The organism is Streptomyces sp. NPDC001513 (assembly GCF_042894695.1).
Lineage (GTDB): Bacteria > Actinomycetota > Actinomycetes > Streptomycetales > Streptomycetaceae > Streptomyces.
Genome location: NZ_JBIAVU010000007.1, coordinates 209,071 through 221,367, shown reverse-complemented (window position 1 = coordinate 221,367; position 12,297 = coordinate 209,071). Strand labels below are relative to the sequence as shown.

The following is a 12,297-nucleotide window of genomic DNA, read 5'->3' as shown; positions in this document are numbered from 1 at the left end:
CGGCAGGCCGCCCCTACGGCCACAACTCCAGCAGGGCGTCCAGGGTGAGCTTCCACATCGGCTCGGCGCCCGTCCCGAACGCGGCGGCGAGCGCGTACCCGACGGCCGCGTCGTCGGCGCCCGGTTCGCCCTTCCACTCGACGGACACCCGGCCGTCCCCGCTCGAAGAGAAGACCCCGAGGAGCGCTCCGTCCCGGAGCAGCCTGCTCCCGTCGAGCGAGTCGGGGACCAGCCGGTACGCGCCGACGTCCACCCGGTAGGACTTGCGCGTCAGGAACCCCTTGGCGGGCCGCAACGGCACCTCCGCCCCGTCGACGGTCATCGCCAGACGATCCGGGTCCCGCGTCCCGATCGGCACGTGGCTCTCCACCGACGTACCGGCGGCCCGCCTCACCTCGACGCGCGCGACCCGCTCCCCGTCCACGACGAGACACCCGCCCTCGTGGTCGAGTTCGACGTCGACCACACCGAACAGCGGGTCCTGGGCGGGTATGTACGTGAAGGGCGTGCTCATCGCCCGGCGGGCCAGGGAACCTCGGTCTCGACGGGGGCGGGGTAGTCGATGCCGGGCGCGCTGAAGCCGTACAGCTGCCGGACGCTGTCGCGGAACCACTCCAGGTCGGCGAGGTCCGTGATGGTCTCGGTGGTGGCGGTCTGCCAGCGCTCCGCGACCGCCTCCTGCACCTCGGGCGCGAGCTCCCACGTGTCGAGGCGGACCCGGCCCTCGTCGTCCGTCACGAGCGGCTGCACGCCGGTGAGCTGGTCCCACAGCTCCGCCAGCTGGTCGACCGGGGAGACCATCCGGTCCCCGAGGACGCCCCGCAGCAGCCCCGTGTAGAGGGCGATGCCGGGAATGGCCGTCGACGACTGGGTGACGGCGGCTCCGTTGACGGAGGTCACCGCGCGCCCCCCGCAGAGGTCGCGCAGTCGGGCGTCGAGCTCCCGGGCGGTCTGCTCCAGGTGGGCCTTGGCGGCGCCGATGGTGCCTTCCCGGTAGATGTCGGCCGTCAGCGGAGAGCCGATGTACGAGAGGGCCGCCGTGCTGAAGCCGTCGGCGAGCAGTCCGCGGTCGGCCAGGTGGGACACCCACCGGGCCCAGTCGATGCCGCCCATCACGGCGATCGTCTGCGCGATCTCGCCCTCGTCGGCGGGCTCGGTCGACACCTCGCGGACGTCCGGCTTCCCGTCCTCGTCGAAGACGAGGGTCTTGGTACGGGCCGTCGCGCCGATCGGCTTGAGGGACGAGGAGAAGGTGGTCCCCGTCTCGGGGTCGGTGCGCCGGGGGGCCGCCACGGAGTAGATCAGGTGGTCGAGCCGGCCGAAGCGCCGCTTCACCAGGTCGGCCACCTGCTCCTTCATCTCGTCGGAGAAGGCGTCGCCGTTGAGGAAGTGCATCTCCCGTCCGGCGTCCTGGGCGAGTTCGGCGGTCGCGGCGGTGCGGTACCACCCCGCGGTGCCGGTGCGGCGCTCGGTCGGCGCCTTCTCGAAGGAGACCCCGATGCCGCGGATCCCCGCGCGGGCGAGCCCGGCGACGGTGGCGGCCAGTCCGTAACCGGAGGAGGACCCGATGATCAGAGCCACGGGCGCGTCATCATCAAGGGCAGCCGCGGGCCGGGCGGCGACCGCGTGCCACATGTCGTTCACCAGACGGGCGCAGCCGGCGGGGTGCGAGTCCAGGAAAAGGAACCCCCGGTTGCGGGGGGTGATGACGCGTTCGCTCATGAAACAGTCCTTGACGTGACGGCGGGCATGGTCTCAGGGCAGGGCAAAAGTGTACCGAAGGCACGGTCCGCGTAGATCAAAGGAGTTTCCGGTCCGCTGCGTTGAGCGTCCTTCACCGCTCCGAGCAGCAGGAAGTGGTCGCCGCCCCGGACCGCCTGCGTGACGTCGCACGCGATCCATCCGAGGCAGCCGGCCAGCCGCGGCAGCCCGTCATCGGCACGCCAATTCGCACCGGCGAAGCGGTCCACCCCCGGGCGGGCGAAGCGGTGGGCCAGTCCCCGCTGTGACGCGGCCAGCACGTTCACCCCGAACCGCCCCGACCGGACGATCCTGGGGAGCAGGGTCGAGTTCTCGCTCAGTGCGACGGTGACCATCGGCGGGTCGAGGGAAAGGGAGGCGAACGCGGTGACGGTGGTCCCGTGCGGGGCGCCTTCGTCGAAGGCGGTCACGATCGTCACCGGGCCGCCCACGCCCGCCATCACGTCCTTGAAACGGGACGTCGCCAGGGTGGCGGTCATGCGGTGCACCGCTGCTCGCCCGTGGCCGCCCGCCCCGTCCGGAAGCGCGAAGCGCATTGCAGGAACGCGTCGTTGGCGGCGGGGTCCCCGATGGTGACCCGGACGCCTTCGCCCGGGAACGCCATGACGGACACGCCCGCCGCGGCGCACAGGTCGGCGAACTCCGCCGTGTGCGCGCCCAGTCGCAGCCACACGAAGTTCGCGTGCATGGGCTCCACCGTCCACCCCCGAACCGTCAGTTCCCCCGTCACCCGGGCGCGTTCGGCCTTCACCGCGGAGACCCGCTCGCGCAGCGCGGACTCGGCGCGCAGCGAGGCGACCGCCGCGTCCTGGGCGAGCTGGCTGACGCCGAAGGGGACCGCGGCCTTGCGCAGGGCCGCGGCCACCGGCTCGTGCGCGACGGCGTACCCGACCCGCATCCCCGCCAGACCGTGGGCCTTGGAGAACGTGCGCAGCACGCAGACGTTGGGGCGGTCGCGGTAGAACCCGATGCCGTCGGGGTGGTCCGGGCCGTCCGCGAACTCGACGTACGCCTCGTCCAGGACCACCAGGACGTCGGTCGGCACCCGGTCCAGGAACGTCTCCAGCTCGGCGCGGCCCACGAGGGTGCCGGTCGGGTTGTTGGGGTTGCAGACGATGATCAGCCGGGTCCGCTCGGTGACGGCCTCGGCCATGGCCCGGAGGTCGTGGCGTTCGTCGCCGGTCAGCGGCACCTGGACCGGTACGGCGCCGGCGAGCCGGGTCATGACCGGGTACGCCTCGAAGGAGCGCCAGGCGAAGAGGACTTCGTCCCCCGGGCCGACGGTGATCTGCAGCAGCTGCTGGGTGACGCCGACCGAGCCGGTGCCCACCGCTATGTGGGCGGCGGGGACGTCCAGCCGGGCGGCGAGTTCGGCGGCCAGCTCGCGGCACCCCAGGTCGGGATACCGGTTGACCTGCCCGGCCGTGGCCGCGAGCCGCTCCAGGACTCCGGGCAGCGGCGGGTAGGGGCTCTCGTTGGCGGCCAGCCTGTGGACCGGTGCGGTGCCGGTGGGGACCCGCGGCGGTGTGTAGCCGGGGACGGCGTCCAGCGCCGGGCGCAGTCGGGGGCCGGTGGTGCTCGGCATCATGCCTCTTCCGTGGTCGTGGCCGGGGACATCAGGGAGTGCTCGGGGTGAAGGCGACGGGCAGCCTGCTGACGCCGGTGAGGAAGTTGGACCGCGAGTACTCGACGTCGCCGGTCAGGCTGACGGAGCCCACCTGGTCCCGGATCTCCTCGAAGAGGATCTGCATCTCGATCCGGGCGAGCGCGCCGCCCAGGCAGAAATGGGGTCCGAAGCCGTACGCCATGTGCTTGTTGGGCGTGCGGGCGAGGTCGAAGGCGTACGGATCCTCGAACACCTCCTCGTCCCGGTTGGCCGCGCCGATCCACAGGGTGACGATGTCGCCCGCGGCGATCCGGGCCCCCCGGACGGTGGTGTCGGCCGTCGCCACCCGCGCGATGTGCAGTGCCGGCGACGTCCAGCGGACGATCTCCTCCACGGCGCTGTCGATGACGTCGGGCCGCTCCTTGAGCACCCGCCACTGGTCCGGGTGCTCGATCAGCGCGAGCAGGCCGCCCGCGCCCGAGAAGCGGGTGGTCTCGTCGCCGCCGATGATGAGGTTGTAGCAGTTGAGGAAGACCTCGACCTCGCTCAGCGGCCGCCCGTCGAGGGTGCCGTTCGCGAGCATGCTCACGGCGTCGTCCTGCGGGTTCGCCCGGCGCTCGGGCGCGAGTTTGGCGTAGTAGTTCATGATGTCGCTCTGCGCCCGGGCGGCCTCCATCGGCGTGCTGTCCGCGTCGAGCGCCGCCGAGGTGAGCTCCAGCATCCGCGCCCGGTCCTCCACGGGGACGGCGAGCAGTTCGCAGATCGCCTCCAGTGGGATGCGTGCCGCGATGTCCGCCACGAAGTCGCAGCCGCCGCGTTCGACGGCTTCCGCGACCAGCCGCCGCGCCACCGTTCGGACGCTGTCGGCGATCCGGCGCATCGACCGCGCCGAGAAGCCGCCCTGGAGGATGCGGCGCAGGTCCCGGTGGCGCGGCGGGTCGGTGACGGCCAGCATCTGCCCGCCGGCGGGGTCGCCGCCGGCCAGCAGGGTGCCCAGGATGTTGCCGCGGGCCGAGCTGAAGGTGGTGGTGTCCTTGAACACCTCCATGATGTCCGTGTACCGGGACAGCACCCAGAACCCGGGGACGCCGGGGGTGGGTTCGTGCCAGCCGACCGGGGTCTCGTTCTGCAGCCGCCGCCACAGCCGGGGCTGGTTGTCCACCGCGTAGACGTCGGGGTTCAGCAGGTCGACGCCGACGGGCCTCCGGTCGTCGCTCACCTGCCGCCGTCCTCTGCGGCCGCCACGCTCGCCGGACGCAGGTCGGTCCAGTTGCCGGTGATGAAGTCGAGGCACTCCTGCCGGGTGCCCGCCTCCCGCAGGGTGGTCCAGCCCTGCGGGACGTCCAGGGTCTGCGGCCAGAGGCAGTGCTGGCCCTCGTCGTTGGCCAGCACGCGGTAGGTGCCGTCCGGGTCGTCGAACGGATGGGTCACGGTCGTCTCCGCAGGGTGTCGTGCGGCCCGGGAGGGCCGGGTGTGGCGTGTGGCTTCGTGGCGTCGAGGCCGGTCATCCGCCGGCCATCCGCTCGCCGACGGCCGCGCCGATCTCGGCCAGCGGCTTGGGGTGGATGATGCTGTTGTGGCCGTAGGGCATCGGGCGGTCCTCGATCCGGCCGGTGCTGAACCTCCGCCAGCTGCGCGTCACCGCCGCCACGTCGCGGTCGTCCCCGTCCGCGTGGAAGAGGAGCAGGTCGCCTTCGTACGGCGTGAGTGCGCGGGCGCGCAGCTTGATGTTGTTCGCGGCGATGGCGACGAGCGAGGTGATGCTCTCCTCCGTGAGGCTGCCGAGGGGGCTGCCCTCGCTGCGCAGGATCCGGAGCGCCTCGGTGCGGGTCAGGTCCTCGTGGACGGGGCCCTCGTACCCGGCGTCGGCGAGCAGGGCGCCGAGCATCTCCTTCTCGACGTTCAGGTCGTCGCCGAACTCCGGGTCGAGCTCCGGGTCGGCCGGCCAGGCGTCGATCATGGCCAGTACGCCGACCTCATGGCCCTCGGCGGTCAGCCTGGTGGCCATGGCGTGGGCGATCACCCCGCCGAACGACCAGCCGAGGAAGTGGTAGGGGCCGGCCGGCCGGATCTCGCGGACCTGCGCCAGATAGTCGTCGACCATCTCGTCGAGCGTCGCCGGCAGCGGCTCCTCGCCGTTCAGCCCGCGGGCCTGGATGCCGTAGACCGGGTGCCGGTCCGGCAGGCCCCCGAGCAGGCCGGAGTAGCACCAGCTGATGCCGCCGCCGGGGTGCAGGCAGAACAGGGGCGCGGCGTCGCCCTCGCGGCGCAGCGGCAGCACCACGGCCAGCGGGTCCTGCGCCGTCATCGGGTCGAGCTGCCGGGCCAGGCCCGCGATCGTGGGGTTCTCGAAGAGCGAGGCGATCGTCAGGTCCACGCCCAGCTCGCCGCGGAGCCGGCTGAGCAGCATCGCCGCGCGCAGCGAGTGCCCGCCGATGTCGAAGAAGTTGTCGTGGACGCCCACCTCGTCCAGGCCGAGCAGATCGCACCAGATGGCGGCGATGGCCTGTTCGGCCGCGCTGCGCGGGCGGTCGTCGGCCGCGGCGGCCGTGGCGCCGGCGCCGCCCGCCTCGGCGAGGCGCCGGCGGTCGATCTCTCCGTTCTCGGTGCGGGGCAGCTCGGTGACCACGGTGAACTCGCAGTGCGTGAGGGTGCCGTAGCGGTCGGGCAGGGCGAGGACGCCCCGGCCTTCGTCGGCGGACCCGTCGGTGCGGTAGCCGACCAGCCGGTGCAGCGCCGCGGCGGGGGTCAGCAGCCGGCCGGCGGGCCACGGCGCGGTGTGGTCCACGCCGATCAGCACCTGCGGGGCGGCGTGCCGCAGGGCCACGTCGAGGGAGGCGACGCCCTGCTCGGGGGCGAGGACGCGGTATCCGCGGGCCTCGGTGAGGGCCTTGAGGGCGTAGCCGCGGCTGAGGCCCAGCTCGTCCCACATGGTCCAGCCCAGGCTCTGGGCGCGCATGCCGTGCGCGGTGGACTGGTGGACGGCCAGCGCGTCGAGGAAGGCGTTGGCGGCGGCGTAGCCGGTGACGTTGGCGCCGCCGAAGAAGCCGTTGACCGAGGAGTAGGACAGGAAGCGGGCGCCCGGCCGGTCCTTGACCAGGTGGTGCAGGACGGCGGCGCCGAGCACCTTGGCCCGGGTGACCTCCGCCCAGTCGCCCACGCCCGCCTCGGTCACCGGCGCCTCGTGGAAGTGGCCGGCGAGGTGCAGCACGGTGGTCGCCTCCGCCGCGAAGTGCTCCTCGGCGTGCCGGACGGCCGTGCGGACGGCTGCCGCGTCGGTGACGTCGGCGGCCGCGTACCGGACCTCGCCCAGGGCGCGCAGCCGCCGCAGGACGGCGATCCGCCCGGCGGCCGCCCCGTCGGAGGCGAGCGTCCGGTCCCAGTCCTCCTCGGCCGGCAGGGGGGTGCGCCCCAGCAGCAGCATGCGTACGCCGTACGCGGACAGCAGGTGGGCCGCGGTCTCGGCGGCGAGCCCGCCCAGGCCGCCGCTGACCACGACGAGTTCGCCGCGGCGCAGTCCGGTGGTCGCGGCCGGGGCCGCGGGCAGCCGTTCGATGCGGCGCACCCGGCGCTCCGCGCCGCGCAGTGCCTGCTCGGGGTCGTCGTCGGCGGCGTCGAGGATCTCCAGGATCCGGTGTGCCGACTCCGCGGGGTCCTGCGGCTCCACGTCGAGGTGGGTGGCCCGCAGCCAGTCGTACTCCTGGCCGACGGACTTCACCACGCCGGCCGAGGCGGCCCGCTCGGGCACCACGCGGTCGCCCTCGCACACCCACTGGCTGTGGGTGGCGACCACGGTGAGGGCCACCGGCCGGCCTCCGGGGTTGGCCCGGACCAGGGCGCCGACGAGCTCCGCGAGGGCCAACGGCCCCTCGCGGTAGGCCGCGGCGAGCTCCTCGGTACTGGTCGCGAGCTCCTGGTACGGGGCGCAGCCGGCGAGGTGGACGACGCGGTCGACGGCGTCGCCGGTGCCGTGCGCGCCGGGGGCGTACGGGGTGCCGGCGGGCAGGACCGTGCAGCGTTCGCCGCGGCCCCGCAGCAGGGCGGCCAGTGCGTCCGCGAGCCCGTGGCGGTCGGCGACGAGCAGGGTGTGGCCGGTGTCGGGCGTGACGGCGCGGGGGCCGGTGGCGGCCCGCTGCCACACCGGCCGGTGGAACCAGTTGGGCAGGGTCGCGTCGTCGTCCGTCGCGGCTCCGGTGCGCCGCAGTTCCGCCGCGAACTCCCCGGCCTCGAACCGCTCGCGCAGCAGGGTGCGCTGGATCTTGCCGATCTCGGTCTTGGGGATGCGGTCCCGGGTGACGGGCACCAGGTACGAGGCGTTGGCGCCGGTCTCGCGCAGGAGCTTGGCGCGGATGAGGGGGATCGCCTCGGTCTCGGCCACCCCGTCGGCGAGGGTGAAGAACAGGGCCAGCTCGTCCGTGGAACTGTCGGCGGTGCGCACCGCGCACGCCGCGGTGAAGGACCGTTCGACCTGATCGAGCTCCTCGACGCACTCCTCCAGCTCATGGCTGTGGAAGTTGTGGCCGTTGATGATGATGGCGTCCTTGGCCCGGCCGGTGATCGTCAGTCTGCCGTCGCGCAGCACGGCGAGGTCTCCGGTCTCGAACCAGCCGTCGTCCGTGAACGAGCTCGCGTTCTGCTCGGGGTTCAGGTGGTATCCGGAGGTGACGGCCGGGCCCTTGACCTGGAGCCGGCCGGGTATCCCCTCGCGGACGACTGCGTCGTCCCCGTCCACGATCCGCATGGTGAACCCGGGGAAGGGGGCGCCGACGCAGACGAACTGGTCGTCGTCCGCGGTGGCCGCGGGATCGAAGCGGTCGTCGACCTCGCCCGAGGAGGTCTCGGACATGCCCCACGCGGGGCGCATGGCGGTGGCGGGCAGTCCGAGCGGGGCCAGGGCCTTCATGAACCGCCGGGTGACCCGGGGGACGATGGCCTCGCCGCCGTTGACGATGACGCGCAGGGCGCTCAGGTCCCCGTCCTGTCCGGCGAGCTGGTCGGCGCGCTCGGCGATCAGGCCGAAGGCGAAGTTCGGGGCCCATGTGGTCGTCACCCGGTGTTCGGCCATCTTGGCGATCCAGCGCAGCGGTTCGGCGAGCACCCACTGGGTGGGGGCCTGGATCTGCCGGCAGCCGACGAAGACGTCGCGGATGTGGGACATCACGATGCCGCCGACGTGGTCCAGGGGCATCCAGTTGAACGAGACGTCCCGCGGTGTCAGTTCGTAGACGTGGCGGGCGGCGGCCGAGCGGGTCAGGACGTTGCCGTGGCGCAGCTCGACCGCCTTGGGGCGGCCGGTGCTGCCGGAGGTGAGGAGGAGCAGGACCAGGTCGTCGGCCCGGGAGTCGTGCCAGTCGGTGGCCTGCGGGGCCGCGCGCAGGTCGTCGAGGACCGCGAGGCGGAGGTCGTTCCAGCCCAGCCGGCTCCCCAGGCTCCGCAGCGGGCCCGCGAGGCCGCGGTCCGTGACCAGCAGGGGCCCGGACAGCAGCGCCCAGGCGCCGGCGAGCTTGTTGGTGGCGGCGTTGTCCTCCGCGTAGGTGGGTGCCACGGCCAGCGGCACGCTGACGAATCCGCCGAGCACACAGGCCCAGAGGCCGGTCACGAAGTCCCGGTTGTCCTGGAGCTGGAGGATCACCTTGTCGCCCGGCCGGGCGCCCAGCGCGCGCAGTCCGCCCAGGACCCGGGACGCCTCGTCGCGCAACTCGGCGTAGGTCTGGTGGTGCTCGGTCCCGTCGGCGGCGACGTAGACGAGGTCCCCGGAGGCCGGGTCGGCGGCGACCCGGCGGAGCACCTCGGCCAGGTTGGCGGCGCCGGGGTCCAGCGCGGGCCCGCCGCTGCTGATCGCGGGCACGTCCGGGTGTCCGGCCCCTTCACCGGCGGCCGGGGTCTCCACGACGGTGGTGTCGCGGGGAAGGGCCCGCAGGTTGACGAAGTCGGCGGCGGTCGGGGCCGGGTCGCTCTCCGCGACCACGACCGCGGCCGGGACACCGCGCTCGGCGAGGGCCCGTTCCCAGGCGCCGGCCAGCTCCTCGTCGAGGACGGGCAGCTCGCGCAGCGCGGCGGTGTCCACGCGGCCGCCCGGGGTGCGCGGCAGGGCGGTGACGAACACCACCGCCGCCAGGACGGCGGCGCCGGGCAGGGCCGCACGCGCGGCCTGGGCGACGCGCTGCGAGGTCACGTGCCCCGAGCGGACGGCGTAGGCGACCAGCTCGGTGGCTCCGGCGGTGGAGCGACGCTCGACGACGGCGCAGCCGGCGATCCCCGGCTCGGCCAGGACCGCCGCGGTCACCTCAGCGATGTCGACGGGCACGCCGGCCACGACTGCGGTGCCCGGCCGGCGGCCGAGGAGTTCGAGCTTCCCGTCGGCGGTGATCCTGCCGGTGTCACCGCAGGCGGCCCACGTCAGCGGGCCGTCACCGGCGGCGCGGCGGGCCAGGCCGGGGCCGGCGGCGTGCACCTCGGCGGGGACGCCGACCGGGGCGGGGGCGCCGTGCGCGTCCAGCAGCCGGAGCGGGCGCAGCGGAGTGAACAGCAGGGCCGTGTCCGCCGGGGCGGGGTCGGCGACAGCGGTGGGTCCGGCCTGCGGGGTGGCGTACACCCAGCGCGGCGTCGTCCCGAGGCGGTCGTGCCGGCGCAGGGACGGGGCGGGCGGCGCCGCGGAGGTCAGGCAGAGCAGGGCCCGCGGTGAGGGGGCCGGTCCGTCCGCGGCGAGGACGGCGGTCAGGTCGGAGTCGGCGGCGATCACGACGGTGGCGCCCTCGGGGGTGACGCGACCGTCGGCGGCGGCCAGGCTCGCACCGTGGCAGACCGGGAGCAGGGCCTCCCACACGGCGCGTTCCCGGCCCCAGGGCGCCTGCCGGGCGACGACGTCGCCGGCGGTCAGGGCGGCCAGCCCGGCGAGCCGTGCCAGGCGGTCGGCGAGCGCCGCGTGGTCGAGGACGAGGGGGCCGCCCGGCACGTCCAGCAGGAGGGCGGGCTCGGAGCCGGCGGGCGGCGCGGGAAGCTGCGCGGTGTGCGGGCCGGCGGCGTCCGGGTCGGGGGCGTCCGGGTCGACGGTGGTGAGGCCCTCGGCCCAGTCGCCGTCCGCACCGCGGGTCAGCAGCAGGCCGAGCCCGGTGCGGCGGACCGAGCGGCGCAGCAGTGCCGGGTCGTCGGACGGGTTCAGGGGCACGCAGACGCCCCCCGCCTCCAGGACCGCGAGGGTGGCGACCAGTTCGTCGACGGGGCCGGAGAGGTGGACGCCGACCCGGGCGCCGGCGGTGAGTCCGGCGGCGCGCAGCCGGGCCGCCACGGCGCCCGCGCGCGCGGCGAGTTCCGCGTAGGACAGGACGGCGCCGGGGGCCCGTACGGCCGTGGCCTCGGGGCGGGCCGCCACCTGGGCGGCGAAGAGGCCCGGCACGGTGGCGTCGGACCGGGAGGCGGCCGCGGGACTGCCGACGGCGTCCAGGACCCGGCGGTCGCCGTCCGTGAGCAGGGACAGTTCCCCGATCCGGCGGGAGGGGTCCGCCAGCGCCTCTTCGAGCACCCGGGTGAGGTGCGCGGCCATGCGCTCCATGGTGACGCGGTCGAACAGGTCGGTGCTGTAGACGAAGGAGCCGCGCAGCCGGTGCGGGTCGTCCCAGCAGTGGACCTCCAGGTCGAAGCGGGCCGTGCCCTCCTCCACGGCGATCCGCTCGGCGCGCACGCCGTCCAGCTCGAAGCCGCCGAGCTCGTAGTTCTGCAGCGCGAAGGTCACCTGGAACAGCGGGTTGGCGCCGATGCCCCGCTGCGGTGCGACGTCTTCCACGATCTTCTCGAACGGGATGTCGTCGTGGGCGTAGGCGCCCTGGCTCATCTCGCGTACGCGGCCCAGGAGTCCGGTGAAGGAGGGATTGCCCGCGAGGTCCGCGCGCATCGGCAGGGTGTTGACGAAGGAGCCGATGAGCGGCTGGGTCTGGGCGTCGTCGCGCCCGGCCATCGGGGTGCCGAGGACGAAGTCGTCCTGCCCCGTGTAGTGGTGCAGCAGCGTGGAGACACCGGCGAACAGCGCCATGTACAGGGTGACGCCCTGGGCCCGGCACATCTCCTTCAGGCGCCGGGTGATCTCCTCGTCGAAGGTGAAGTCGAGGCGGGCGCCGCCGAACGAGCGGGTCTCGGGGCGCGGCCGGTCGGTGGCGAGCCGCAGCTCGGGCAGGTCGCCGCCCAGTTGCGTGCGCCAGTAGTCCAGGCCGTCCTCCAGCGCCGGGCCGCGCAGCTGTTCGGCCTGCCATTCCGCGTAGTCGCCGTACTGGATGGACAGTTCCGGCAGCTGCGGGGACTCCCCTGCCCGGCGGGCCCGGTAGGCCTCGGCGAGCTCCCGCAGGAAGATGCCCAGGGACCAGCCGTCCACGACGATGTGGTGCATCGACAGGACCAGCAGGTGGTCTTCGGGGGCGACGCGCACCAGGGCGGCGCGCAGCAGCGGGCCGTTCTCCAGGTCGAAGGGGGCCTGGATGAGTCCGGTGAGCTGCTCGCGCACCGCGGGCGCCTCGTGCGGGGCCGTCCCGTCGGCTCCGGAGCCGGCGGTCCCGGAGCCGGCGGCCTCGTGCACGGAGAGCTCGATGTCCACGGCGTCGGCGACGACCTGGCGCAGTTCCCCGTCGTCCTCGCGGAAGGTGGTGCGCAGTGCCTCGTGGCGCCCGACGACGTCGTTCAGGGCCGTCCGGAGCACGGCGGTGTCCAGCCCGCCGGTGAACCGGTGCACCATCGACACGTTGTAGAAGGCGCTCTGCGGGCTCAGGCAGTAGAAGAACCACAGTCCCTGCTGGGCGTGGGTGGCCGGGAACTCCAGGACGCCGGCCGCCTCTTCGGGGGCCGTCCGGCCATCGGTGACGGGCTCCTGCGTCTCGCTCGTGGAAGCTGACGACATGGGTGTACTCCTTGGCGACTAGCACCCGGCTCTGCGCCGGTGGTTC

At 74.1% G+C, this 12,297-nt stretch carries 7 protein-coding genes; all 7 read right to left on the bottom strand.

The window, feature by feature from the left end; translation table 11 throughout:
• Positions 1-13: 13 nt before the first annotated feature.
• The gene (locus tag ACFYZ4_RS17765) at positions 14-514 is read right to left on the bottom strand and encodes a hypothetical protein (RefSeq protein WP_390784294.1); all 501 of its coding nucleotides are present in this window, start codon (positions 512-514) and stop codon (positions 14-16) included.
• Positions 511-1,722, bottom strand: coding sequence for an enoyl-[acyl-carrier-protein] reductase FabV (gene fabV / locus ACFYZ4_RS17760; protein WP_390784293.1), 1,212 nt, complete (start codon positions 1,720-1,722; stop codon positions 511-513). Before fabV ends, ACFYZ4_RS17765 begins: the two co-directional genes overlap by 4 nt.
• Positions 1,719-2,240: a flavin reductase family protein gene (locus tag ACFYZ4_RS17755; RefSeq protein ID WP_390784292.1), complete on the bottom strand. Its 522-nt coding sequence runs from the start codon at positions 2,238-2,240 to the stop codon at positions 1,719-1,721. The genes fabV and ACFYZ4_RS17755 overlap by 4 nt, the downstream gene beginning before the upstream one ends.
• Positions 2,237-3,349: a histidinol-phosphate transaminase gene (gene hisC, locus ACFYZ4_RS17750; RefSeq protein ID WP_390784291.1), complete on the bottom strand. Its 1,113-nt coding sequence runs from the start codon at positions 3,347-3,349 to the stop codon at positions 2,237-2,239. The genes ACFYZ4_RS17755 and hisC overlap by 4 nt, the downstream gene beginning before the upstream one ends.
• 28 nt (positions 3,350-3,377) lie before the next feature.
• Positions 3,378-4,586, bottom strand: a complete 1,209-nt coding sequence (locus ACFYZ4_RS17745) for a cytochrome P450 (RefSeq protein ID WP_390784290.1) — start codon at positions 4,584-4,586, stop codon at positions 3,378-3,380.
• Entirely contained in the window at positions 4,583-4,798 is a 216-nt protein-coding gene (locus ACFYZ4_RS17740) for an MbtH family protein (RefSeq protein ID WP_384342170.1), read from the bottom strand. Before ACFYZ4_RS17740 ends, ACFYZ4_RS17745 begins: the two co-directional genes overlap by 4 nt.
• A 73-nt stretch (positions 4,799-4,871) precedes the next feature.
• Positions 4,872-12,251 carry an alpha/beta fold hydrolase gene (locus ACFYZ4_RS17735; protein ID WP_390784289.1) on the bottom strand — a complete coding sequence of 2,460 codons (7,380 nt, stop codon included), beginning with the start codon at positions 12,249-12,251 and terminating at the stop codon, positions 4,872-4,874.
• Positions 12,252-12,297 lie beyond the last annotated feature (46 nt).